Annotated in this window: 22 protein-coding genes; 17 read left to right on the top strand and 5 right to left on the bottom strand. The window is 63.2% G+C overall.

The features are described 5' to 3' along the window. Positions 1–10: 10 nt before the first annotated feature. The 3 genes from P2T57_RS12735 to P2T57_RS12725 all read left to right on the top strand — a co-directional run bounded on the left by P2T57_RS12735 (position 11) and on the right by P2T57_RS12725 (position 3,668). Positions 11–733 (top strand): energy-coupling factor ABC transporter ATP-binding protein, encoded by a 723-nt coding sequence (locus P2T57_RS12735; RefSeq protein WP_276299589.1) that lies wholly within the window; start codon positions 11–13, stop codon positions 731–733. Further along, positions 730–1,464, top strand: coding sequence for an energy-coupling factor transporter transmembrane component T family protein (locus P2T57_RS12730; RefSeq protein WP_276299588.1), 735 nt, complete (start codon positions 730–732; stop codon positions 1,462–1,464). Before P2T57_RS12735 ends, P2T57_RS12730 begins: the two co-directional genes overlap by 4 nt. 83 nt (positions 1,465–1,547) lie before the next feature. Beyond that, a complete protein-coding gene (locus tag P2T57_RS12725) occupies positions 1,548–3,668 on the top strand; it encodes a (Fe-S)-binding protein (protein WP_276299587.1) in 2,121 nt (706 codons plus the stop codon). A 32-nt stretch (positions 3,669–3,700) separates the two neighbouring features. Here the strand turns inward: P2T57_RS12725 and P2T57_RS12720 are convergent, their stop codons facing one another. Both P2T57_RS12720 and P2T57_RS12715 read right to left on the bottom strand, forming a co-directional pair. Further along, complete coding sequence (locus P2T57_RS12720; protein ID WP_276299586.1) at positions 3,701–4,102, bottom strand: hypothetical protein; 402 nt, start codon at positions 4,100–4,102, stop codon at positions 3,701–3,703. Between the two features lie 281 nt (positions 4,103–4,383). Continuing rightward, on the bottom strand, positions 4,384–4,959 hold the full coding sequence (locus P2T57_RS12715) for a DedA family protein (protein ID WP_276302107.1): 576 nt from the start codon (positions 4,957–4,959) through the stop codon (positions 4,384–4,386). 262 nt (positions 4,960–5,221) lie between these two features. Here P2T57_RS12715 and hemB point away from each other — a divergent pair, with 262 nt between their 5' ends. From hemB to P2T57_RS12690, 5 genes are all read left to right on the top strand, one after another. Next, positions 5,222–6,202, top strand: coding sequence for a porphobilinogen synthase (hemB, locus tag P2T57_RS12710; protein ID WP_276299585.1), 981 nt, complete (start codon positions 5,222–5,224; stop codon positions 6,200–6,202). Between the two features lie 418 nt (positions 6,203–6,620). Next, positions 6,621–8,288, top strand: coding sequence for an ammonium transporter (locus P2T57_RS12705; RefSeq protein WP_276299584.1), 1,668 nt, complete (start codon positions 6,621–6,623; stop codon positions 8,286–8,288). Then, on the top strand, positions 8,285–8,410 hold the full coding sequence (locus P2T57_RS12700) for a hypothetical protein (protein WP_276299583.1): 126 nt from the start codon (positions 8,285–8,287) through the stop codon (positions 8,408–8,410). Before P2T57_RS12705 ends, P2T57_RS12700 begins: the two co-directional genes overlap by 4 nt. Positions 8,411–8,552: 142 nt before the next feature. After that, positions 8,553–8,963: a DUF5518 domain-containing protein gene (locus P2T57_RS12695; RefSeq protein WP_276299582.1), complete on the top strand. Its 411-nt coding sequence runs from the start codon at positions 8,553–8,555 to the stop codon at positions 8,961–8,963. Positions 8,964–9,115: 152 nt separating this feature from the next. Beyond that, complete coding sequence (locus tag P2T57_RS12690) at positions 9,116–9,766, top strand: DUF7504 family protein (RefSeq protein WP_276299581.1); 651 nt, start codon at positions 9,116–9,118, stop codon at positions 9,764–9,766. Between the two features lies 1 nt (position 9,767). On the opposite strand, the gene P2T57_RS12685 is transcribed toward P2T57_RS12690, so the two are convergent. After that, the gene (locus P2T57_RS12685) at positions 9,768–10,208 is read right to left on the bottom strand and encodes a DUF7522 family protein (protein WP_276299580.1); all 441 of its coding nucleotides are present in this window, start codon (positions 10,206–10,208) and stop codon (positions 9,768–9,770) included. 117 nt (positions 10,209–10,325) lie between these two features. Between P2T57_RS12685 and hemL the strand changes: the two genes are divergently transcribed. From hemL to P2T57_RS12665, 4 genes are all read left to right on the top strand, one after another. Beyond that, positions 10,326–11,666 carry a glutamate-1-semialdehyde 2,1-aminomutase gene (gene hemL / locus P2T57_RS12680; RefSeq protein ID WP_276299579.1) on the top strand — a complete coding sequence of 447 codons (1,341 nt, stop codon included), beginning with the start codon at positions 10,326–10,328 and terminating at the stop codon, positions 11,664–11,666. A gap of 66 nt (positions 11,667–11,732) precedes the next feature. Further along, the gene (locus P2T57_RS12675; RefSeq protein ID WP_276299578.1) at positions 11,733–12,203 is read left to right on the top strand and encodes a hypothetical protein; all 471 of its coding nucleotides are present in this window, start codon (positions 11,733–11,735) and stop codon (positions 12,201–12,203) included. A gap of 60 nt (positions 12,204–12,263) precedes the next feature. Next, positions 12,264–13,421, top strand: coding sequence for a hydroxymethylbilane synthase (gene hemC, locus P2T57_RS12670; protein ID WP_276299577.1), 1,158 nt, complete (start codon positions 12,264–12,266; stop codon positions 13,419–13,421). Then, positions 13,418–14,161, top strand: a complete 744-nt coding sequence (locus P2T57_RS12665; RefSeq protein ID WP_276299575.1) for a uroporphyrinogen-III synthase — start codon at positions 13,418–13,420, stop codon at positions 14,159–14,161. The genes hemC and P2T57_RS12665 overlap by 4 nt, the downstream gene beginning before the upstream one ends. A 305-nt stretch (positions 14,162–14,466) precedes the next feature. On the opposite strand, the gene P2T57_RS12660 is transcribed toward P2T57_RS12665, so the two are convergent. Beyond that, the gene (locus tag P2T57_RS12660) at positions 14,467–15,120 is read right to left on the bottom strand and encodes an RNA 2'-phosphotransferase (protein WP_276299574.1); all 654 of its coding nucleotides are present in this window, start codon (positions 15,118–15,120) and stop codon (positions 14,467–14,469) included. 351 nt (positions 15,121–15,471) lie between these two features. On the opposite strand from P2T57_RS12660, the gene P2T57_RS12655 reads away from it, so the two are divergent. Together P2T57_RS12655 and P2T57_RS12650 are read left to right on the top strand one after the other, a co-directional pair. Beyond that, complete coding sequence (locus P2T57_RS12655; protein ID WP_276299573.1) at positions 15,472–16,941, top strand: RecJ family nuclease; 1,470 nt, start codon at positions 15,472–15,474, stop codon at positions 16,939–16,941. Positions 16,942–17,759: 818 nt separating this feature from the next. Next, positions 17,760–18,080, top strand: coding sequence for a DUF5783 family protein (locus tag P2T57_RS12650; protein ID WP_276299572.1), 321 nt, complete (start codon positions 17,760–17,762; stop codon positions 18,078–18,080). Positions 18,081–18,437: 357 nt separating this feature from the next. Here P2T57_RS12650 and P2T57_RS12645 read toward each other — a convergent pair whose 3' ends face one another. Then, complete coding sequence (locus tag P2T57_RS12645; RefSeq protein WP_276299571.1) at positions 18,438–19,577, bottom strand: AMP-binding protein; 1,140 nt, start codon at positions 19,575–19,577, stop codon at positions 18,438–18,440. A 305-nt stretch (positions 19,578–19,882) separates the two neighbouring features. On the opposite strand from P2T57_RS12645, the gene P2T57_RS12640 reads away from it, so the two are divergent. The 3 genes from P2T57_RS12640 (at position 19,883) to P2T57_RS12630 (ending at position 23,168) form a co-directional block, all read left to right on the top strand. Further along, a complete protein-coding gene (locus P2T57_RS12640) occupies positions 19,883–21,115 on the top strand; it encodes a cytochrome P450 (protein ID WP_276299570.1) in 1,233 nt (410 codons plus the stop codon). 93 nt (positions 21,116–21,208) lie between these two features. Then, positions 21,209–21,568: a NifU family protein gene (locus P2T57_RS12635; protein ID WP_276299569.1), complete on the top strand. Its 360-nt coding sequence runs from the start codon at positions 21,209–21,211 to the stop codon at positions 21,566–21,568. A gap of 94 nt (positions 21,569–21,662) precedes the next feature. Further along, positions 21,663–23,168 (top strand): sulfatase, encoded by a 1,506-nt coding sequence (locus P2T57_RS12630; protein ID WP_276299568.1) that lies wholly within the window; start codon positions 21,663–21,665, stop codon positions 23,166–23,168. Positions 23,169–23,354: the final 186 nt, after the last annotated feature.

Here is a 23,354-nt window from a genome sequence, read left to right as displayed (position 1 = left end):
CCCAAATTCGATGATAGAGACCCGCGAACTGGTTCACCGGTACGGCGACACCCCCGCCGTAGACGGCATCTCGCTCTCGATTCCGGACGGCGAGTTCGTCCTGCTGGCCGGTCCCAACGGTTCGGGCAAGTCCACGCTCGTCCGGCACTTCAACGGCCTGCTGGAACCCGACGAGGGCGAGGTGCTGGTCGATGGCACCCCGGTTACGGACGACCTCGTGGCCGCCAGAACTCGCGTCGGGATGGTGTTCCAGCAACCCCGCGACGGGTTCGTCTCGGCCACGGTCGGTGCGGACGTTGCCTTCGGCCCGGAGAATCTGGGTCTCGACCACGACGAAATCGACCGTCGCGTCGAGACGGCCCTCCGAGCGGTGAACATGGAGAAGCGCCGCGACGAGCGCATCGACGAACTCTCCGGCGGCGAGCGCGAGCGAGTGGCGATTGCGGGGGCCTTGGCGATGGAACCCGACCACCTTGTGCTGGACGAACCGTTCACCGGCCTCGACGCCCCGGCCCGCGAGTCGGTGGTCGAACAGCTCCGGAATCTCAAGGAATCGGGCACCGGGGTCGTCCTCGTGACCCACGACCTGCGGGACACGTTCGGCCTCGCGGACCGAATCGTCGCGCTCGCTGACGGAGGGGTCGCCGTGGACGCCGCCCCCGAGGACGCCCGCGACAGACTCCCGGACCTCGGAATTCGGGTACCCCCGCGAGAGGAGACCACTCCCAGATGACGCTGAGCTATCGCCCCGGCGATTCGCTGGCCCACCGACTCGACCCCCGGACCAAACTCGCCTTTCAGGTCGCGTTCGCGCTGGCGGCGTTCGCCCACACCACGCCGAAAGGCCTGTTCGCGCTGACGGGAGTCGCCGGGGTCGTCCTCGGCTTTTCGGACGTGTCGGCCCGCGAGGCCCTCGTGGAGTACCGATTCGTCTTCCCCTTCCTGCTAGCCGGGCCACTGCTCTCGGCCGCGACTCTCGGCCCGCCGTGGATTCGCTGGCAGGCGGGATTCGACACGCTCCTCGCCAGTTACCGGGTCGTCCTCGTGCTATTCGTGAGCGCGGCCTATCTTCGGACCACCCCGGTCAGGGACTCGCGGGCCGCGATTCAGCACCTCGTGCCGGGGAAGACCGGTCGACTGCTGGGAACCGGCGTCGGGTTCGTCTTCCGGTTTCTGCCGGTCTTGCAGTCCGACCTGCGCCGGATTCGGGACGCCTCCTCGGCCCGGTTGGGCGACGAGCGAGGACTGGTCGAGCGGATGAAACTCGTCTCCATCTCGGGGCTGTCTCGGGCGCTCTCGCGGGCCGACAGGTTCGCGCTTGCCCTCCGCGCCCGGTGTTTCGCGTGGAATCCGACGCTCCCCCGACTCGCGTTCTCTCGGGCCGACGTTCCGGCACTCGGAGTGAGCGTCGTCCTCCTCGGGTGGGCACTCCTCGGATGGCTGACCACCGTGACGGTCTTCTAAACTGTAAACTCGAAGTCCGTTTTCGGCCGGGGGAGCGGCTCAAGTCGGTAAAACTTAAGCGAATCCTGTTCCCCGTGTAAAACATGGCAAAATTTGTGTTGGCGCAGGCGGGGAGCGAGGCCACCCGCCCGACCTTCTGGAAGATCGGCCACTTCGGCGAGGCCATCTTCTACTACCTCGCGGCGGTGGCGGTAGCCATCTTCGCGTTCGGGGTCTACGACCGGTTCTCGACCTACGCGGAGGGGTCCGAATCGTGGTTCGACCGCCTCGACAACCTGTCGAGTCGAATCGTCTCAGCGACTAAAATCGTCTTCTCGAACCAGAAACAGTTCGACCGCGACCTCTACGCGGGCCTGATGCACGCCTTCGTCTTCTGGGGCTTTTTGACCCTGTTCATCGGGACCACCATCCTGATGATAGACATGGACATCTGGACGAAGCTCCTCGGACAGGAGTCGTTCTTCGACGGGGCATTCTACCTGTCGTACTCGCTGGTCATGGATGCGATGGGCCTGCTGTTCGTGGTCGGCATCGGCATGGCCATCTACCGGCGCTACTGGGTCCGAGAGGGTCGCCTCTGGGGCAAGCACACCTCAACCGAGGACGACCTGTTCGTCTGGACCCTGTTCCTGCTGGGCGTCGGCGGGTACGTCACCGAGGGCGTCCGCATCCTCGGCACGAGCGCGACCCGAGACGTCTCCTTCGAGACGGTCAGTTTCGTCGGGTGGTTCGTCTACGACGTGCTGGCAGTCGCCGGCGTGACCCCTGAGATGGCGGCCGCGGCTTACCCCGTCATCTGGTGGTCTCATGCGCTCTTGGCGCTGGCGTTCGTCGCCGCAATTCCCTACGCCAAGCCCTTCCACATGATTTCGAGTTTCGCCAACGTCGTCACCCGCGACGAGAAGGCCGGCAAGCGTCTCCCCGGCGTCCCGGACGACGCCAGTCCCGAGGAGATCGGCCACGGTTCAATCGAGGACTTCACGTGGAAGGAACTGCTGGACCACGACGCCTGTACCAAGTGCGGTCGGTGTTCGTCGGTCTGTCCCGCGAAGGCGTCGGGCCGACCGCTCGACCCCCGCGACGTGATTCTCGACCTGAAGCAGTACCGCGAGGACCTCGAAGCGGGCCGAACCGAGGAGAAGGACATCATCGCCGACGGCGGCGCGTCGGTCATCAACAGCGAGACGATGGAGTCGTGCATGTCCTGCATGGCCTGCATGGACGCCTGCCCGGTCGAAATCGAACACGTCGAGCAGTTCACCCAGATGAACCGCCGACTCACCGAATCGGGCCAGATGGACCCCAACGTCCAAGACACGATGATGAACGTGTTCCAGAACGGCAACACGTTCGGCGAACCTCAGCGCAAGCGCCCCGACTGGGCCGACGAACTCGACTTCGAGATTCCCGACGCCCGCGAGGAGTCCGTCGAGTATCTCTGGTACGTCGGCGACTACCCGAGTTTCGACGAGCGGAATCGGTTGGTGGCTCGCTCGCTGGCGACCATCCTCGAGGAGTCCGGCGTCGATTACGGCATCCTCTACGACGACGAGCAGGCCGACGGTAACGACGTGCGCCGGGTCGGCGAGGAGGGCCTCTACGAGATGCTGGTCGAGGACAACGCCGAGGCCATCCAGAACTGCGACTACGACAAAATCGTCTGTACCGACCCGCACAGCTACAACACCTTCAAGAACGAGTATCCGGAGTTCGAGGAGTGTTCGTGGACCGAGGACGACGTGTTCCACTACACGCAGGTCGTCGAAGACCTGTTCCGGGACCTCGGCCTCACCGGGTCGGAACTCGACTACACCGTCACCTACCACGACCCGTGCCACCTCGGCCGGTACAACGACGAGTACGAGGCCCCCCGCGAAATCGTGAAAGCCACGGGCTGTGAACTGGACGAGATGCCCCGCAACCGGGACGACTCGTTCTGTTGCGGCGGTGGCGGCGGCGGCCTCTGGATGGACTTCGAGGAGGACCCCAAGCCGAGCGAGGAGCGCCTGCGCGAAGCCCTCAACGACACCGATGCCGGAAGCCGCGTCGAGAAGTTCGTCGTGGCCTGCCCGATGTGCATGACGATGTACGAGGACGGGCGGAAGACCGGCGGCTACGAGGACGACATCGAAATCGTGGACGTGTCGGAACTGCTGGTGGAAGCCATCGGCGAGAAGGAGCGCGTCGAAGTCGCCGCGGACTAAATCACTTCTAGTCCGGACTTCACTAAATAACCTCAATTGAATCTATGAACTCTTTTCTTATTAGATAGAATAAAATAGAGAGTCCGAGAATCCCGAGGATTAGGCTCGCTATAGATAGTAGAACTAACGGAGAATTCCCAACCCAGAGGAGAAGTCGGATTCCCGCTAGAAGGGCTGAGAATCCAAACAATCCTGCAATTAAGAGGCCCCCCTTTTATAATTCTTGGAGCATTATCCGAAACCCATTCTTCTGTTTCTGTGTCCATGGTATCACGCTCCGATGAACGACCGATTGATACGCGAGTATTTTGGACGGCTTCTTTGGCAAAAGGTTCGTAATACGGTTGAAGTGCTATAAACAAAATCGGTAATAAAAGACCGACTACTTGTAAAATTGAAAATGCAACCGTTACGTCTTTTGGTTGAACTGCCATCAACCGTATCTCATATACGTAGTCCATTTAGAAGTATGGAATTCACCCTATAGAGAGTTTAGAAAATACCAGAGTTGTACTTGAGAAGTACGAAAAACGGCGACTGCCACACCCGGTGTGACAGAGGCACGCCATTCAGAGGTGCGCTCGCGTGGACTTCATAGCATGGCACGCGATGAACTCGGCACGCGAGCGCAGTTTTGGCTACGTTCTGGAACCTGTTAGGTCTGACGCCTACCGGCGCGAAAACCGCTGACGATAGCGAATCGAGTTGTGTCAGCTCACAGGAACCCGAGGAGACCTTGGTCGGCCAGATAGAGCGCGGCCACCGCGAGCCACGTCTGGAAGACGAGCGTTCCCAGTGCCGAGAGGACCACGAACTCCCAGTCGCGCATCTCGGCGAACCCGGCAGGGACCGTGAGCATCCCGCGGGTGAACAGCAGGGCGTTGCTGACCGGGACGACCACTCGGCCCCACCGCTGGAACCACCCGTCGAAGCGGTCGAGTTGCTCCTCGTCGATGCGGAACCACCGCTTTTCGAGCAGGTACTCCCGACCCCCGCGCTTGGCCAGCAGGAACAGGGCGTACTGGCCGATAGTCGCGCCGACGACGGCGACGAGGATGACCGCCGTGATGGTGGCGTAATCGGTCGCGGAGTCGGCCAGCAGGGTCACGCCGAGGGGGACTAGACTCTCGCTCGGCGCGAAGTATAACAGCATCGCGCCCTCCAGAATCAGGATGAGAAAGAGCGCCAGCAGGCCGTACTGGTCGAGCCACGACTTCGCCAGTTGCTTGTTCCCGACGAAAAAGAGGCCGACGCCGACCACCGCCGCGAGGACGATGCCGACCGTCAGCATCAACAGTCCGTTGTCGGCGAAGAACTCCCGAATCTTCCCGGTTCCGACAGCGTTCGACAGCAACACGCCTGCGACGAGTACCGCGGCTCCGAGCGCGAGTGGCGCGTCGGGACCGACGAGCGCGAGCGGGGACAGCATTCGTGACTGTCGTATCGATTGGGTGTGGTAAAGGCGTTATGACCCCGGACCGAGCGCACGCCCTCCCACCGAGTAGATGACCGCGAGCGACGCGGTTTTGGCGGGCGGACTACAAGTGCGGGACATGAACCTCACCGACCGCCCTCGGCGACTCCGACGCGACGGCATCCGCGAGATGGTCAGCGAGACCGACGTGGAGGCCTCGGACCTCATCGCGCCGGTGTTCGTGGACGCGACGACCGACGAGCGAGTCCCCATCGAGACGATGCCGGGCCACGAGCGCGTGCCGATTTCCGACGCGGTGGCCCGCGTCGAGGAGGTCCTCGAAACCGGCGTCGAGGCCGTCATGCTGTTCGGCATCCCCGAATCGAAGGACGAGCGCGGAAGTCGGGCGTGGGCCGAGGACGGCGTGGTACAGGAGGCTACTCGCCGCGTCACGGCCGAAACCGACGCCTACGTGATTACCGACGTGTGCCTCTGCGAGTACACCGACCACGGCCACTGCGGGGTGCTGGAAAATCACGCCGAAGAAGACGCTCGCCTGACTGTGAAGAACGACGAGACGCTCGACTTGCTCGGCAAAATCGCCGTCTCGCACGCTGAAGCCGGTGCCGACATGGTTGCGCCCTCGGGCATGATGGACGGGATGGTCGGCGCGATTCGGGAGTCGCTGGACGACGCGGCGTTTTCCGACGTGCCAATCATGAGCTACGCCGCTAAGTACGAATCGGCCTTCTACGGTCCCTTCCGAGACGCGGCGGACGGCGCACCGGCGTTCGGTGACCGGCGGCACTACCAGATGGACCCCGCGAACCGCCGCGAGGCGATTCGAGAGGTCGAACTCGACGCGGAGCAGGGCGCGGACGTGCTGATGGTCAAGCCCGCGCTCCCCTACCTCGACATCGTGGCCGACCTCCGCGACGAGTTCGACCACCCTATCGCGGCCTACAACGTCTCGGGCGAGTATGCGATGCTCCACGCCGCCAGCGAGAAGGGATGGCTCGACTTGGAGGAGGTCGCACTTGAGTCGTTGGTTTCCATCAAGCGGGCGGGTGCGGACCTGATTCTGACGTACTTCGCCGAGGACATCGCGGACGTGCTTTGAGTCGAAAGTAGATTCTCAGCCGCAGTAGGAAATAATATTCTGTCTTTAATAATTCTATTCCTATTCCTAACGTGCGTGCTTTTGTTTTTTCTCACGCGCACCACCGATTAGGGTGCTTGACAACGACTCACGAATCCCGGTTGACGAACGTCCGAAAACCGGCCAGCCGAACGTCCGGTTTCTGGACGGAATACAACCTTAAATACGTATTATCCGATTGTAAACCGGACGAGCGTCTACCCCAGACAGTATATTTTGAAAATATTCAACGCTTAGCCTTATGTATTGGTTTGCCGTCACAGTAAACCGTGAAACGCAGTACGAACCAAAAAGAATTCGAGGTTTTCCTGAACAGCCGTCCAGATGATTTGGTGGAGGTTCCGAACGACGCCGCAGAGACGCCGACGGAGGAGTCCGAATGATAGAGGCACCCCTCCAAGTAGACCCCAGTTCGTTGGCCAGCGGGGTCAACCACGTCTGGGTCCTGACCGTGACCTTCCTCATCTTCTTCATGCACGCCGGCTTCGCCATGCTCGAAGCGGGGCAGGTCCGGTCGAAGAACGTCGCCAACCAGTTGACCAAGAACATGCTGACGTGGAGCGTCGGCGTCCTCGTTTTCTTCCTCGTCGGCGCGGGCATCTCGTCGCTCGTCGGCGGCGCAGGCGACCCCTTCGGCTACATCTCGGGTGGCTCCGACTCGTGGATTGGCTGGCTGTTCGGCGCGGTGTTCGCCATGACCGCCGCAACCATCGTCTCCGGGGCGGTGGCGGGCCGGGCGAAGCTTCGGGCCTACGTGTCTTACACCGTCCTGCTGGCGGCGGTCATCTACCCGGTCGTGGTCGGGTTCACGTGGGCCGGGGGCTTCCTCAACGACATCGGGCCGGGCTTTCAGGACTTCGCGGGCGGCGTCATCGTCCACGGCATGGGCGGCATCGCAGGCCTGACAGCGGCGTGGATTCTCGGCCCGCGGATGGACCGCTACGACGACGACGGGTCGGTCAACGTCATCCCCGGTCACTCCATCACCTTCGCCGTGTTGGGGACTCTCATCCTCTGTTTCGGCTGGTACGGCTTCAACGTCGGCACCGCCGCGAGCGTCTTCGTGGTCGAGAACGGCGAGTTGGCGCTCGGCGCGTTCGCAGACACGGTGGGCCGGGTCGCGCTGACCACGACGCTGGGCATGGCCGCCGGAGCAATCGGCGCGAGCATGGTCTCGCTGGTCAAGACCAAAAAGGTCGATACCCTCTACGTCGCTAACGGAATGTTGGCCGGACTGGTCGGCATCACCAGCAACACCAACGCCATCACGTGGGTCGGTGCGCTGGTCGTCGGCCTGCTCGCTGGCGGGCAGTTGCCGGTCGTCTTCGAGTTCGTGGAGAAGCGCCTCAAAATCGACGACGTGTGCGCGGTCTTCCCGGTTCACGGCTCGGCGGGCGTCCTCGGTGCGCTGGCCTTCCCCTTCTTCGCCATTCCGGGCTACGAGGTCAGCTTCCTCGCGCAGGCGGCCGGCGTCGGCGTCATCGCAATCTGGACCGTCGGCGCGACCGGTCTCGTCTTCGGCGTGTTGAAGCTCCTCGGGCAGGCCCGCGTCAGCACCGAACACGAGCGCGAGGGCCTCGACATCGCCGAACACGGCGTGGACACCTACCCCGAGTTCGGCGGTCCCGAAGTCGGTGACGGAAGCGCAGTTCGGCCCGATGGCGGCGTTCGCACAGACGGCGCTGGCGACCTGCCCAACGCGGGCCAAATCAAGATGGTCACGGCCGTCGTCCGCCCCGACCGCCTCAGCAACGTCAAGACCGCGCTGGCACAGGTCGGCGCGCCGAGTCTCACGGTCACGAACGTCTCGGGTCGGGGGAGCCAACCGGCCAAGACGGGCCAGTGGCGCGGCGAGGAGTACACCGTTGACCTCCACCAGAAAGTCAAAGTCGAGTGCGTCGTCGCCGACGTGCCCGCCGACGAGGTGGTCGAAGCGATTCGGGAGGCCGCCGACACGGGCGAACCGGGCGACGGGAAAATCTTCGTCCTCCCGGTCGAGGACGCCTGTCAGGTCCGAACCGGCGTCCGCGGCCCGGAGGCGGTGTGACCTCGGGAGAAGCGGATAGCAGACAGAACCACCGGGCGCGCTCGGTGGAACAAACCACCGGAACGGCCGACCAACCGCCAGCAGACGCCCCGCGGACCAACCGCCGGGACGCGCTCAACTGACCGAACCACCGTGGGTGGGGTGAAGGGACGGGGCTTCAGAGGCGTTCTTCCCCTCTCGAACCGGTTCACTACTCGAAGCGACTCAGTTTCTCCGAACTCCTAGCGACCAAAGTATATGCACCTCCCTCGGCAAGCAGAGCGTATGAGCCGCGACAGGACGACTACGACAACGGAGCGACCGCCCGCCACCGAGGAGTACCCCGACGACGACCCGAACACGCTCATGAACGCCCTCGTCGGCGCGGTGGCGACTGTGCTAACTGCGCCGCTCCTCCCGCTGGCGGCCATCTTCGGCGGCGGGGTCGCGGGCTACCTCCAGCGCGGGGACCTCGCCGAGGGCGCGAAAGTCGGGGCGATTTCCGGCGCGATTGCGGCGATTCCGGCCTCGCTACTGGCGTGGGTCGTCGTCGGTCTCGTCCTCCTCGGCGGCGACCCGTTCTTCGCGCTGACGAGTATCTTCGCAGTGTTTATTTTCGTCTTTCTGGTCGGCTACCTCGTCGGTGCCGGGGCGCTCGGCGGCGCGCTCGGGGCGTACCTCCGACGAGAGCTGTGACACGTTCGCAATTGTAGCAGTTTCTTTGAGCAAGATTATAATTCACGTAGAGTGTATATTTGTTTCCGCCACCGCGCTCCGACGCCGGGCGGCCCTCGTCCGGCCCGGACGTGACACCTTTATAAACGAGTGCCGAGACCCTTCTGACAATCGTGCCCGACGCCGAGGACGGTCGAGCGGTGCCCCTGTCCGCCGAGTCGCTCGACCACGGAACGAACGTACTCGTCGCCGGAGAGCCGTTTACCGGGAAGCGCGAGGTCATGCTCGAACTGCTGGACACGCCCGACAGAGGAGCTATCCTCGCCACGACCAAGCGGAGCGCGGCCCGGTTACAGCAGTCGTTCGACCGGCGCTACGACGCCAGCGAGTGGGACCTCCGGTTCGTGGACTGCGTGAGCAAGGGCCGGTCGGTCGAGGACGTGCGAGAAACCGAGACGGTCCGGTACGTGAGCGACCCCGGCGACCTCACCGGCATCGGCATCGAACTCTCGGGGTTCATGCAGGACTTCTACCACCGCGACGACCTCGAACGCGCCAGACTCGGCTTCGACTCGCTGTCGCCGGTGCTGATGTACGCCGACCTGCGCCGGGTCTACCAGTTCCTCCACGTCATCACCGGGCGCATCGCCAGTTCCGGCTTCTCGGGCGTGTTCACCCTCGATACGGTCCGGGGAAACAGAGAATCCGCCCAGCAACTGATGCAGGTGTTCGACGCGCTCGTAGAAGTCAGGGAGACCGACGACGCCGAGGAGCTACGGGTTCGCGGCGGCGACTTCGGGCCGAAGTCGTGGACCGAGTTCTGAGCTACTCGTCCTGAAGGTGCCGTTTCGCCAAGTCCACGATGGGCGACTCCCGGCGGTCGAAGACGAACGCGAGGCCGGACCACTCCCGGTAGGGGAAGTGGGCGACCTGCACGTTCTCGTACCAGCGAATCGTGGCGTCGAGGGTCCCGAAGTCGAACAGGGGTTGCTCGCGGGGCGGGTCGCCCAGCCCCTTCATCACGATGGTCTCGATGCGGTCTTCGAGTTCGGCGTCGGTGTACTGCTCTCGCACGTCCTCCCGGATGAACAGCACGTCCGACTCGTCGCCGCTGAACCGGACCGCGAGGCGGAGCGGCGCGTCGGTCTCGTCGCGGAGTTGGTCGATGAGACCGCGAACGTCCGTCTTCACGTCCTCCAAGTCGTCCGAGATGTCGTCTAGCTCCTCGTCCAGATTCTCCTGTGGCTCCTGTGGCGCATCGACCATCTTGAACCAACCGAGGTGGGGTCACGATATAACAGTTGTTGAAACCGTGGTGGCACTCGCCGAGAGAAAGCCACGCAGACAGAAATCGACTTTACCCACGAACCAGAAGTTGTCGGTATGCACGACGAGAACTCCCGCGAGTTGTACGACCGCGCACTCTCGGTCCTTCCGGGCGGCGTCAACTCTCCGGTCAGAGCCGTCAGACCCTACCCCTTCTTCGTGGAACGGGGCGACGGCGCGCACGTCATCGACGCCGACGGCAACAAGTACGTAGACTACGTGATGGGCTACGGTCCCCTGCTTCTGGGCCACGACCTGCCCCAAGAAGTCGAATCCCGGATTCAGTCCCAACTCGCCGACGGCCCGATGTACGGCGCGCCCGCCGAGGTAGAGGTCGAACTCGCGGAGTTCATCGCCCGTCACGTCCAGAGCGTCGAGATGCTCCGGTTCGTCAACTCCGGCACCGAGGCTACCACCTCCGCGGTCCGACTGGCGCGAGGCTACACCGGTCGGGACAAAATCGTCGTCACGCAGGGCGGCTACCACGGCGCGCAGGAATCGACCCTCGTGGAGGGCAAGACCGGGGGCACCGGGTCGCCCAGTTCCGCGGGGATTCCCGACGCCTTCGCCGAGGAGACCATCACGGTCCCGTTCAACGACGAGCAGGCGGTCCGCGAGGTGTTCGAGGACCGCGGCGACGAAATCGCGGGCGTCCTCACCGAGCCAATTCTCGGTAACTGCGCCTCGATTGGACCGGTCGAGGGCTACCTCGACACCCTCCGAGAGATTACGGAAGACCACGGCGCGCTCCTCATCTTCGACGAGGTGATGACCGGATTCCGCGTCGGCGGCCTCCAGTGCGCGCAAGGCAAGTTCGGCGTCACGCCCGACCTGACGACCTTCGCCAAGGTCATCGGCGGCGGGTTCCCGGTTGGCGCAGTCGGCGGTCCCGCCGAAATCATGGAGTCGTTCACCCCGACCGGCGACGTGTTCCAAGCCGGGACCTACTCGGGCCATCCCCTCTCGCTCACCGCGGGCCTCGAAATGTTGCGCTACGCCGCGGACAACGACGTGTACGACCGCCTCGCCGACCTCGGCGACCAGATGCGCTCAGGGTTGACCGACCTCCTCGAGGACCGCGCGCCGGAGTACACCGTCACGGGCTACGACAGCATGTTCAAGGTCGTGTTCACCCGCGACGGTCCTCGGGACCGAGACGGCCACTGCGAGGCCGGGTGCCGACAGAATCCCGACTGCCCGCGATTCGACTACTGCCCCAAGAACAAGGCCGACGTGAACGCCGCCGAGACCGAGCGATGGGAACGGCTGTTCTGGCCCGCGATGAAAGAACAGGGCGTCTTCCTGACCGCCAACCAGTACGAATCCCAGTTCATCAGCCACGCCCACACCGAGGAGGACGTAGCGGAGACGCTGGAAGCCTACAAGGAAGTGCTGTAGGTCCGTCTCGAAGACCTCCCGCACCGTGACGACACCGGTTTAGGCCCTCGCTCCTAACGAGGCGACATGAGCAGTGAACGAGCGAACAGCGGCCGAATCCGACGCCGACGCTCGCACCACTGGTACTGGGTGGCCGCCATCCCGTCAGCCTTCGTCCTCTGGGTGACGGCGCTGGCGTGGTTAGCGGTGGCCTCCTCGTGGGAGGCGTTCGGGTTCACCGCGAACGTGGTCAACCTCTCGCTGGTCGCGCTCGGCGTGCCCTTCCTCTTTCTGACCGCCTACTTCCCGTTCGCGGTCTACAAGGACGCCGACTACGTGAACCGCACCAGCGGGAACTGGGCACCCAACCCGATGCGACAGGCGCTGAAGGCGGCGTTCGGCGTCGTCGTCCTGCTGGTCGTCGGCGTGCTGGCGGTGTTGCTCGACCTCCCACCGTCGCTTCCGGTGATTCTGGGCTTCGTCGTTAGCGTCCCCTTCGCGGTGTACTACCTCTGGAAGCGCCGCGAGAAGGTCGGGGTTCCCGACGTGCCGTGGTGACTCTTTAAGTTGGCCGCAAAAACGAACAAGTGTTTCAACCCCCGACGCCGACTCTCTCACATGAGCAAACACGGGACCGAAATACGCCTCGCCACGCGGGGGTCGGACCTCGCGCTCCGGCAGGCGGCCGAGGTCAAGGCCGCCCTCGAGGACCGACGCTTCGCGGTCGAACTCGCAGAAGTAGCGACGACGGGCGACGAGATTCAGGACGAACTCATCCACCGCCTCGGCAAGACCGGGGCGTTCGTCCGGAGCCTCGACCAGAAGGTGCTGGACGGCGAGTTAGACGGCGCGATTCACTCGATGAAGGACATGCCGACCGACAGCCCCGACGAGTTGGTCGTCGCGGCCATCCCGGAGCGCGCCAGCGCCAACGACGTGCTGGTGACGCCCGACGGAAAGGAGTTGGACGACCTTCCCGAAGGCGCGACGGTGGGGACCTCTAGCCTCCGGCGGAAGGCCCAACTGCTGAACTACCGCGAGGACCTGAACGTCGAACCCCTTCGCGGGAACGTCGATACGCGGGCCGAGAAGTTGCTGGCTCCCGCCCTCCAGCAGGAACACGAGCGACGCACCGAGGCCGAGAAGGAAAAGCAGTCGGACAAGGCGATGGCCCAGAAGGGCCACAAGAAGGAGTACGAAGGCGAGTTCGACCAGAGCGTCGAGGAGTGGTTTAACGGCCTCGCAGAGGTCGAACGCCGGGCGCTGGAGCGAGAGGTCGAGACCGAATACGACGCCATCGTGCTGGCGCAGGCCGGACTCGAACGCAGTGGTTTGGCGCACAACCTCGAATACGTCGAACTGCCGAGTAGCCAGTTCGTCCCCGCGCCGGGGCAGGGCGCGCTCGCGGTGACGGCGCTGGACAGCGAACTCGCCGAGGACCTGAACACGGTGCTGGACCACCCCCGGACGCGGGTCGAGACCACAGTCGAGCGCACGGTGCTGGCGGAACTCGGCGGCGGGTGCGTCGCGCCCATCGGGGTCCACGGCCTGATTCAGGGCGAGAACGTCCACGTTGACGTGCAGGTCTTCTCGCAGGACGGGTCGGAGGTCATCGAGGCTAGCAGAGACGTGCCAGTCGAAAACCACGTCTCGGCCGCCAAGACCCTCGCAGACGACCTCGCGTCGAAGGGCGCTGACGACCTCATCGAGGCCGCGAAGGCAGATAGCTCCGAGCGAGGAGCCAAGCGCGAACAGGGGGCCTCGGGCGGGAAATGAGCCGAGACGTTCGCGTCGCGATTTTCCGCCCGGACGACGAGCGCCTCGCGGAAGCCGAGGAGCTATTGGATTCGCTCGGTGCCGAGGCCGTCGCCGACCCGATGCTGGAAGTCCGACCGACCGGGGACGCGCCCGACGACGGCGAGTACGTGATTCTGACGAGCAAGACCGGCGTGGAACTGGCCGCCGACGCCGGGTGGGACCCCGAAGGGGCCACCGTCTGCGCCATCGGCGAGAGTACCGCCGACGCGCTTCGGGACGCGGGGTACGAGGTCGATGTCGTGCCGGACGAGTACACGTCGTCCGGACTGGTCGAAGTCCTCGCCGACGAGGTGGCGGGTGCGCGCGTCGAAGTCGCCCGGAGCGACCACGGGAGCGCCGTCCTGACCGACGGCCTCGCCGAGGCCGGCGCAGACGTTCACGAAACGGTGCTGTACGAACTGGTCCGGCCCGAGGGGTCGGGCGAGTCGGCCGTCCTCGCCGCCGAGGGCGAACTGGCGGCCGCGACGTTCACCTCCTCGCTGACGGTGGCCCACTTCCTCGACGCCGCAGAGGAGCGCGGTATCCGCGAGGACGCCATCGCTGGCCTGAACGAGGCCGTCGTGGGCGCAATCGGCGAGCCAACCCGCGAGACGGCCGAATCCGAGGGAATCGAGGTTGACGTGGTTCCGGAGGTCGCGGACTTCGAGAAACTGGCCTGCGAGGTCGTGGAGACCGCCGCGCCGACGTATCACGACTGATTCGGGCGAGAGCGAGTCGATTTCGATTCGTCGCGTTTCGCGCCCGTTCGCCGACCACCGGAAGGTTCGTGAATTTTCACCGACCACGGGACGCGCCGAGCGGTCGCCAGCGGCGACCGCGACGGCGGGGAGGCACGGGGCGCGGTGCTGTGCGGTGGCGGGACGGTGCGGTTACGAGTCGCGCAAGCAGTAGCTAGTTCGACTGTGGTTGTAGTTCCATCGTAGTTGTTTCTACAATTTCTAAACGAAGGATATAGTTTCTTAAAGACAGAAAGAAGCGTGCCTAGAAACGCAGATTATCCCTCTCAGACATCCAGATACTCCGACGGAACTGCCTCGCAGGTGTACGTCGATTCGCCGCGCTTCACAATCGCCACTCCGTCGGCCAGCATCGCGGCGGCGTCGATTTCGAGGACGACCGGGTTCTGGGCGTGTCGGCGGCCGACCTCGCGGGCCTCCTCGGGCGTCCCGGAGAGGTGGACCTGCTGGCGGCCCATCGGTTTCAGACCCTCGGTGCGAATCGAGGCCAGATTCGCCGGGTCGGTGCCGTGGTAGAGTCGGTCCGGGAGTTCGTCGGCAGTGGACGTAACGCCGAGATTCACGTCCACCGAGTGACCGTAAGCCGCGCGGATTCGGTCGGCATCGTCCCCGAATTCGAATCGTCCCTTCGGGTCCGTCTCGGCCACCGCGCCGAGGAGTTCGCGGTCGGCCCAGTCGTATTTATTCGTCACCACGCGCGCGAGGCCGTCGTAGTCGGTCCACCCGCCGCGGTCGAGTTCGAGGCCGGCGTCGTCGGGAAAGTGTCGGAGCACGCCGCTGACGAACTTCGAGAGGCGGCGTCTCCGGTCACCCGAGACGACTTTTCGGGCGTCTGCGCCGCACTCGGGGCACTTCGCGTTCGGTTTCTCGGGTGCGGTCGTGAAGCCGTGGTCTGGACACCGAAAGACGGGTTCTGTCACGCTTTCGGCGGTTGTACGTTGGTTCGCGGGAAAGGTCTCTCGACGGAACTAGACGATAGTGCAACTCGAAAAGCTACAGATATTGAGAGGGTGAAAGACGAGAGGAAGCTAGCTTCAGGCTTGAGCAACGGTGTCTGCCCCACCGCCCTGCGACCGCGGGCCTCACGCCTCCCCAACCTCGTGGCCGCGCAAGGCGGCCACGTCCCTCGCGCGAAATGGCGCGGCCACTTCGGGCCGCGCCAGCGCGCGCCACGATTCTCCCAAATCTACTGGACCCTATCCGAGGCTATTCGTTTCCGCATTTCCGGAGAGCCAGAGGTTTATAAACCATACCGACCTACCTCCGGCCGAATGGCTTCCGCTGGTCCCGTTCCCGCCCTCGCAGAGCGCGCTGATGCGTGCGCCGACCGACTCCGCGACGCCGAGGAGGTTCTCCTCGCCTCGCACATCGACGCCGACGGACTGACGAGCGCCGCGGTCGCCGCCCAAGCCCTCGAACGCGCCGGCATCCCCTTCGAGACCGTCTTCGCCAAGCAGTTAGACGCCGAGGAGGTCTCAGCCATCGCAGAGACCGACTACGAGACGGTCCTGTTCACCGACTTCGGGAGCGGCCAGTTGGACATCATCAGCGAGTACGAGCAGGCGGACGAGTTCACGCCGGTCATCGCCGACCACCACCAGCCGGCGGACCCCGACACCGAGTTCCACCTGAATCCCCTGCTGTTCGACATCGACGGCTCCTCGGAGTTGTCGGGCGCTGGCGCGGCCTACGTCCTCGCTCGGGCGCTGGAACCCGACGGGACCGACAACCGGGACTTGGCGGGCCTCGCCATCGTCGGCGCGGTCGGTGACATGCAGACCACCGACGGCGAACTCGTCGGCGCGAACCAGTCCATCGTCGAGGAGGGCGTCGCCGCGGGCGTGGTCGAGACCACCACCGACCTCTCGATGTACGGCAAGCAGACCCGACCGCTCCCCAAGATGCTCGAATACGCCAGCGACGCCCACATCCCCGGCATCACGAATAACGAGAACGGTACCCTCCGATTTTTGGACGGTCTCGACGTGGACTTGCAGGACGACGAGGGCGAGTGGCGCTGTTGGGTGGACCTGACCGAGGACGAGCGAAGCACCGTCTCGAACGCGCTGTTCCAGCACGCGGTCTCTCGCGGGGTCAGTTCCGACCGCATCGACAGCCTGTTCGGCACGGCCTACACCCTGACCGACGAACCCGAGGGCACCGAACTCCGAGACGTGAGCGAGTTCTCGACCCTGCTGAACGCCACCGCCCGGTACGAGCGCGCCGACGTGGGACTCGCGGTCTGTCTGGGCTACCGCGACGAGGCGCTGGAGGAAGCCCGGAATCTCCTGTCGAACCACCGCCAGAACCTCTCACAGGGCCTCCAATACGTCAAGCGCGAGGGCGTCACCAAAGAGGAGAACGTCCAGTGGTTCCACGCGGGCGACGAAATCCGCGAGACCATCGTAGGCATCATCGCCGGGATGGCGGTCGGCGCGGACGGTATCGACCGGGGGACGCCCATCCTCGCCTTCGCCGACAAGACGGACGACGACGCCAGCGCCGACGCCGGCAAAGATGGCGACGGAGACGACGACAAAGAGGTCAAAGTCTCGGCGCGCGGCACGCCCGGTCTCACCCGGCAGGGACTGGACCTCTCGGTGGTGATGCGCGAGGCCTCCCAAGCGGTCGGCGGCGACGGCGGCGGCCACAACGTCGCGGCGGGTGCGACCGTTCCGAAGGGCGCCGAAGCCGAGTTCGTGGAACTCGCCGACGAACTCGTGGGCGAGCAGTTGGGGTAAGCAGAACGAGCGGTTCCAGTGAGGTGCCGAGAAAACGGGGAAAGGATCGAGTTCGTCAGTTACCGAGCCCGTGGACCAACTTCCCCGAGGGGCCAGCGGGCAGGGAAATCCTACCGTGACCCCGTGGTCAGTCGAGTGCAGCGCGCAGTTGAACTATCGCAACGGCCACACCGATGATGGCCGTAGCCAGTTTGAGTAGGGCCGCTACGAGCCCGATGAAGGCCGCAATCAGCCCTACAATGGCTGTCACGAATTTTACGAAGGCAGTCATCGACGCGAATGCTGACGCCTTCGTAACTGCACTGCAACCGATGATGCTTGGTCCAGAAGCGAGCATCGGTGCGTCACCGAGAAATCGGTGACAGTACTTCGTTTGAGAGACGATAATTTAAAAATTCTTATTCTACAAGTTCAACTTTTCGGCGGAAGGTGTGGTTCATGAAATTATGTTCAGCATCGCCTTTCGATAAGAAAGTGAGCAATTCGATGCATACGACTACGAGATAGTTCGATAGAGAAGGGCATAACGCGCGTCGGATGACGCATCGATGCCCGCTTCTGGACCAGTTAACCCTGCATCGGCCAAGAATAAAAATATTTCGACCTGTAAACCGGTCTCTCCAGTGAATAGGGACCGATATATCGATTTATAAGTCGATTTCCGACTATCGCATTAAGGGAAGACTATGAATGTCGGAACTCGTCATCCCGGATTTTTCATATCGCCATATGTGGTTTATACCCTTTGGGAGTAGATGGTCTACGAATCGCCGGCCGTCACCGCCTGACTTTTATTTACCCTCGCCCAACTCCGGCGTATGGCCGATTTCGACCCCGAGAAGTTCGAGGACAAGTACGTCCACTACTTCAACGAGCTTCAGCGAGCCTACAAGAACGTCTTCAACCGACTCAACGAGGAGTACGACTCGGAACTCATCCACGCAATCGACCAGCAGGTCCTCAACGAGAGCGAACCCTTCTACGAGAGCGACGGCGAGTTCCGCGTCGAACTCCCCGAAAACCCGAGCGACCGAATCAAGGGCGTCCTCGTGAAAGACGAGAAAGTCGAGGAGGTCCTCGACATCTACGTCGAAGAACTCGAAGAAGAGCTAAGTCGGTTGTTCGGCTTCCGAAGCTAAAGCAAGTCGGCCGCGCCCCGATGCGGTTCGAGTGAGTCACGTCTTCGGAGGGTTCGACCATCGATTCGCGGTCCGGCGCTCGGCGCAAAAAATTAACTAGATGTGTTTTAGAGTTTCACATATTGTCTTAGAACATAATATTCGTTCTATTATCGTTGTATGAGTGTCTTCATCTGTTCGTGACGCGGAGACGTTCGGAACGGTGTCCGCGTAGTTCGAAATCTGCGCCCGCAGAGTAATGGTAAATCCCATGCCGCTATACGGAATTGGAGGGTGCGTGGGAAAAGCGACATCGATTGCTCTGCAACGAGACGAGGACTGAGTTAGCGGGAAAGAGAACAGCCAGAGTCCGAGGGCTTAGTCGGCGCGGAACAGCGTCTTCGCGGTGGTCGGCGGACGCGGTTCGAAGTCGTCGTCGGCCCACTCGCAGTCGGCGAGCGAGTCCACGACCGACACGTCGATGTGGTCGATGATGCCGAAGTCGTCCACCGTCGAGACGGCGGAACTCTGCTCGACGAGGGCGGTCCGGAACTCGTCGGAGCGGTTCTCGATGCCGTCGCCGGTCACGTAGACGGTGACGCCGGGTTCGCCTACGTCGTTCACGTCCACGACGGCCCGCCAGTTTTCGACCGATTCACCGTAGGCGGCGTCGAGCGCGCTGACGACTTCGCCCTCGTAGAGGACGATGGCCCCGAACTGGACCGCGTTGTCCGTCCTGCCGAGGATTTCGAGTCGCGGGCCGTCGTCGGTCGGCACGACGCGGGCACCATCGCCGATTTCGTACCGGTCGAAGGAGTAGGCCTCCCGGTTGCCGGTCGAGATGACGAGCGACCCCGTGGTGGGTTCTTCGATGTCCTCGATGGCGACCAGCGACTCGGGGCCGTCGGCGTCGCTCGGCAGGAGTTCGAACTCGTGGTAGTCGCTCATCGGGACGTAGCGGTCGTCCATGTCGGGCCGGACGGCGATACAGCCGAATTCGGTGGAGGCGTAGGCCTCCTGAATCGTGTCGGCACCCCAGAGGCGTCGGAGTTCGGCCTCGACCGGGGGCAGGAGGTTCGCGCCGGTCGAGATGACCTTCTCGACGTTCGGAAAGAGGTCTTTCGCGGAGCGCTCGTCGGTAGTGAGTTCGTCTGCGAGCGACCGAACGAACAACGGTTGGCCGATGACGGTCGTGATTTTCTCGGCGTGGCCCCCTTCGAGGACCTGCTCGTAGTCGGCCAGACTCCGGTTGTAGGTCGAGACGCCGGTCTCCATCGCGGCGATTTCCAGCAGGAGGCCCGAGATGTGGGGTTCGGGCGCGCCGAGGTTGAGAATCGCGTCGTCAGGGCCGAGACCGAGCAGTTCGAAGGCGTCCTCGCCGAGTTGGGCCTGTCGCACCAAGTCGCGGCTGGTGTAGGGCACGCGCTTGGCCTCGCCGGTCGTCCCCGACGTCTCGAAGACGACCGAGCGGTCGAACGTCGCGTCCGCCGTGTCGGCTTCGAGGTCGGAAGGTGTCATGAGTCCGTCGTCGCGGAAACGCTGTTCTCCGTCCATATTCCTAACTCATATCTTTTATATTAATATCTTCTGTTGCACGAGATGTCGGAATTTTAAATGATACGCCCGAAGTTCGCTATCGAGCAGAACTGCGGTCGCCGAGCGAATTCGTTTCAGATATTTTTAACTATTGGAAGATGCAAATGCGTTCGACGGCGAAAAATCGCAATAAGACGAAAGAAAACGACCTCGCGCGACTCATCCACGATTCTATTTTTAAATGAGTATATAAAAACTAATGTAGTGTTAGATGAAATCTCCCCACGATGTCTTCAATCGACACACAAAAAGTCAAGGCTTTTCCCGAAGAACTCAAAGACCCGGAAGCGTGGCTGGAACCGTTCGACTGGTACCGGGAGATGCGCGACGAGAACCCGGTCCGGTACGACGAGGACCGCCAATCGTGGGACGTGTTTCGGTACGACGACGTGAAGGCAATTCTGGACGACGACGGCAACTTCTCGGTGGACCCGAGTAACGCCGACTACTACGATGCCTCGGCCTCGCAGGGACCGGAACTCTTGCAGAGTACGATGCTGTTTCAGGACCCGCCGCGACACGACGAACTCCGGTCGGTCGTGGACGACGCGTTCAAGCCCCAGAACGTCCGGGAGTTGGAACCCCGACTGAACGAACTGGCCGACGACCTCCTCGACCAGATTCTGGCGGAGTCCGACGGCGAGATGGACATCGTGACCTCGCTGGCGTACCCCTACCCGGTCATCACCATCGCGGAACACCTCGGGATTCCGTCCGACGAGCGCGCGCAGTTCAAGCAGTGGTCGAACACCATCGTCGAGACGGCCCGGACCGACGACGAGCAGAGCGAAATCGCCGAGAACCAGCAACAGAAGAACCAAGAGATGGCCCAGTACTTCCTGCGACTCATCAACCAGCGCCGGGAGAATCCGCAGGACGACCTCCTCTCGACCATCGCCACCGCCGAGAGCGACGACGGGACCCGGCTCTCCGACGAGGAGGCCCTCGGGATGTGCGTCCTGCTCCTCGTCGCCGGGAACGTCACGACGACGAATCTCATCACCAACGCCATCCGGTGTTTCGGAAACCATGACCTGTTCGGCGAACTGCGTGGCGACGACGACGCTCTCATGTCGGCCATCGACGAGGCCCTGCGCTACCGGTCGCCGGTCCAGACCATGGCGCGGTTCGCCACCGACGACGTGACCATGCACGGGAAGACCATCGAGGAGGGCGACCGAGTGCAGTTGTGGCTCGGGTCGGCCAACCGCGACGAGCGCAAATTCGAGGACGCCGACACGTTCAAGCCGGACCGGACGCCCAACCAGCACCTCGGATTCGGCTCTGGCACGCACTACTGTCTGGGGTCGTCGCTCGCTCGCTTGGAAGCCAAGACGGTCCTCTCGAAGCTCCTCGACCGACTCGAATCGGTCGAACTGGTCGAGACCGACCTGACCCCGACTCGAAGCACGTTCGTCTACGGCGTCGAATCGCTCCCGGTTCGGTTCGAGCAGGCCTGAAATCGGGTTTCGGTCCGCCTCAGTTGGTATTTTGCTGTCCCGGCGAACACCTACTGCAAAAGGTTGAAGACTGCACGAACCCTACTCGGGCGCATGAGCACCGACACTCAGAACGAGGGCGACGACCTCGAAGAGCGAGTCAGTAACTTCCTGCGACGCAACTTCCCCCAGATTCAGATGCACGGCGGGAGCGCCGCGATTCAGGACATCGACCGAGAGACCGGCGAGGTCCACATCCAACTCGGCGGCGCGTGCAGTGGGTGTGGCATCTCCCCGATGACGATTCAGGCCATCAAGAGCCGGATGGTCAAGGAGATTCCCGAAATCGAGACGGTCCACGCCGACACGGGCATGGACGGCGGCGGCGGCGGTGGCGGCGGCATGAGTCCCTCGTTCCCCGGCGAGACCAGTGACGACGGCGAGGACGACGAAGGTCCGCAGGCCCCCTTCTAAGCCCGTATTTCCGCCCTCGAAACCTCGTAATTCTTCCCTTAGAACGCGGCTAACATCAGGATATTTATCCCGTCGGGGATTGGACGGTACTGGTATGACCAACGACGACGAACCGGGGAACGTCGTGTTCGTGGTCATGGACACGGTTCGAAAGAGCCACCTCTCCGTCTATGGCTACGACCGACCGACGACCCCCGGTCTGGAGCGGTTCGCCGACGAGGCGGCCGTCTTCGAGCAGGCGGTCTCCCCCGCTCCGTGGACGCTCCCGGTTCACGCCTCGCTGTTTACGGGAATGTACCCGAGCCAACACGGCGCGAGCCAAGAGAACCCCTATCTGGAAGGCGCGACCACGCTGGCCGAGACGCTCTCGGGTGCTGGCTACGACACCGCGTGTTACTCCTCGAACGCGTGGATTACGCCCTACACCCACCTGACCGACGGGTTCGACGACCAAGACAACTTCTTCGAGGTCATGCCCGGCGACTTCCTCTCGGGGCCGCTGGCGAAGGCGTGGAAGACGATGAACGACAACGAGACCCTGCGGAAGGTCGCCGACTACCTCGTCAGCGTCGGCAACAAAATTCACGAGTACACGGCCTCCGGAGAGGGTGCCGACTCGAAGACCCCGCAGGTCATCGACCGGACGATGGAGTTCATCGACGACGCCGACGACGACTACTTCGCGTTCATCAACCTGATGGACGCCCACCTGCCCTACCATCCCCCGGAGGAGTACAAACAGGAGTTCGCCCCCGGCGTCGATTCCACGAAAGTCTGTCAGAACTCCAAAGAGTACAACTGCGGCGCGCGGGACATCTCCGACGACGAGTGGGAGGCCATCGAAGGACTCTACGACGCCGAGATTCGCCACATCGACGCCGAACTCCAGCGTCTCTTTTCGTGGATGCAGGAGAACGACGAGTGGGACGACACCATGGTCGTCGTCTGCGCCGACCACGGCGAACTCCACGGCGAACACGACCTGTACGGCCACGAGTTCTGTATCTATGACCCCCTCGTGAACGTCCCGCTGATGGTCAAACACCCCGAGATGGAGTCGGGCAAGCGCGAGGACCAGCAGGTCGAACTCGTGGACCTCTACCACACCGTGCTGGACCACGCGGGCGTCGAGGCCGCAGAGCCGAGCGACCCGACGGAGACGGCCGTCTCGCTCGACCGGACGCGCTCGCTTCTGGACGCCGACTACCGTGACTTCGCGGAAGGCGACTACGCGTTCGTGGAGTACTACCGCCCGGTCGTGGAACTCAAGCAGTTGGAGCAGAAGGCCGCCGACGCCGGTATCGAGTTGGACACGGATTCGCGGTTCTACTCCCGGATGCGCGCTGTGCGCCGCCCCGACGCCAAGTACATCCGCAACGAGCGAATCGGAGACGAGTTCTACCACCTCGATTCGGACCCCGGCGAGACCGAGGACGCCCGCGGCGAGGGAACCGACGAGGAGGTCGAACTCGAAGGCGCGCTGTCGGAGTTCGAGGAGAGCGTCGGCGGCGAGTGGAAGGAAGTCGAGGACGACGACGTGCTGGACGACATGAGTGACGACGCGAAGGACCGACTGCAGGACCTCGGCTACATCGACTGACTCCGCAATCCTTCGGAGTCGTTAGAGAAACAATATTGTTTTCGAAAGCAATACGGAGTTGTCCGAGAGGGTGATGTAGTTCGGAGAGAAGGCGACGGTCTCCTCATACTGTCGGCTGTAATTCTTTGAATGGGCAATTGCGGAAGTGAGAACGGACAGCTACTGAGACGGGTGCTTTTGACCGAA

The organism is Halorussus lipolyticus, assembly GCF_029338375.1.
Classification (GTDB): domain Archaea; phylum Halobacteriota; class Halobacteria; order Halobacteriales; family Haladaptataceae; genus Halorussus; species Halorussus lipolyticus.
This window is presented reverse-complemented; position numbering and strand designations above follow the sequence as displayed.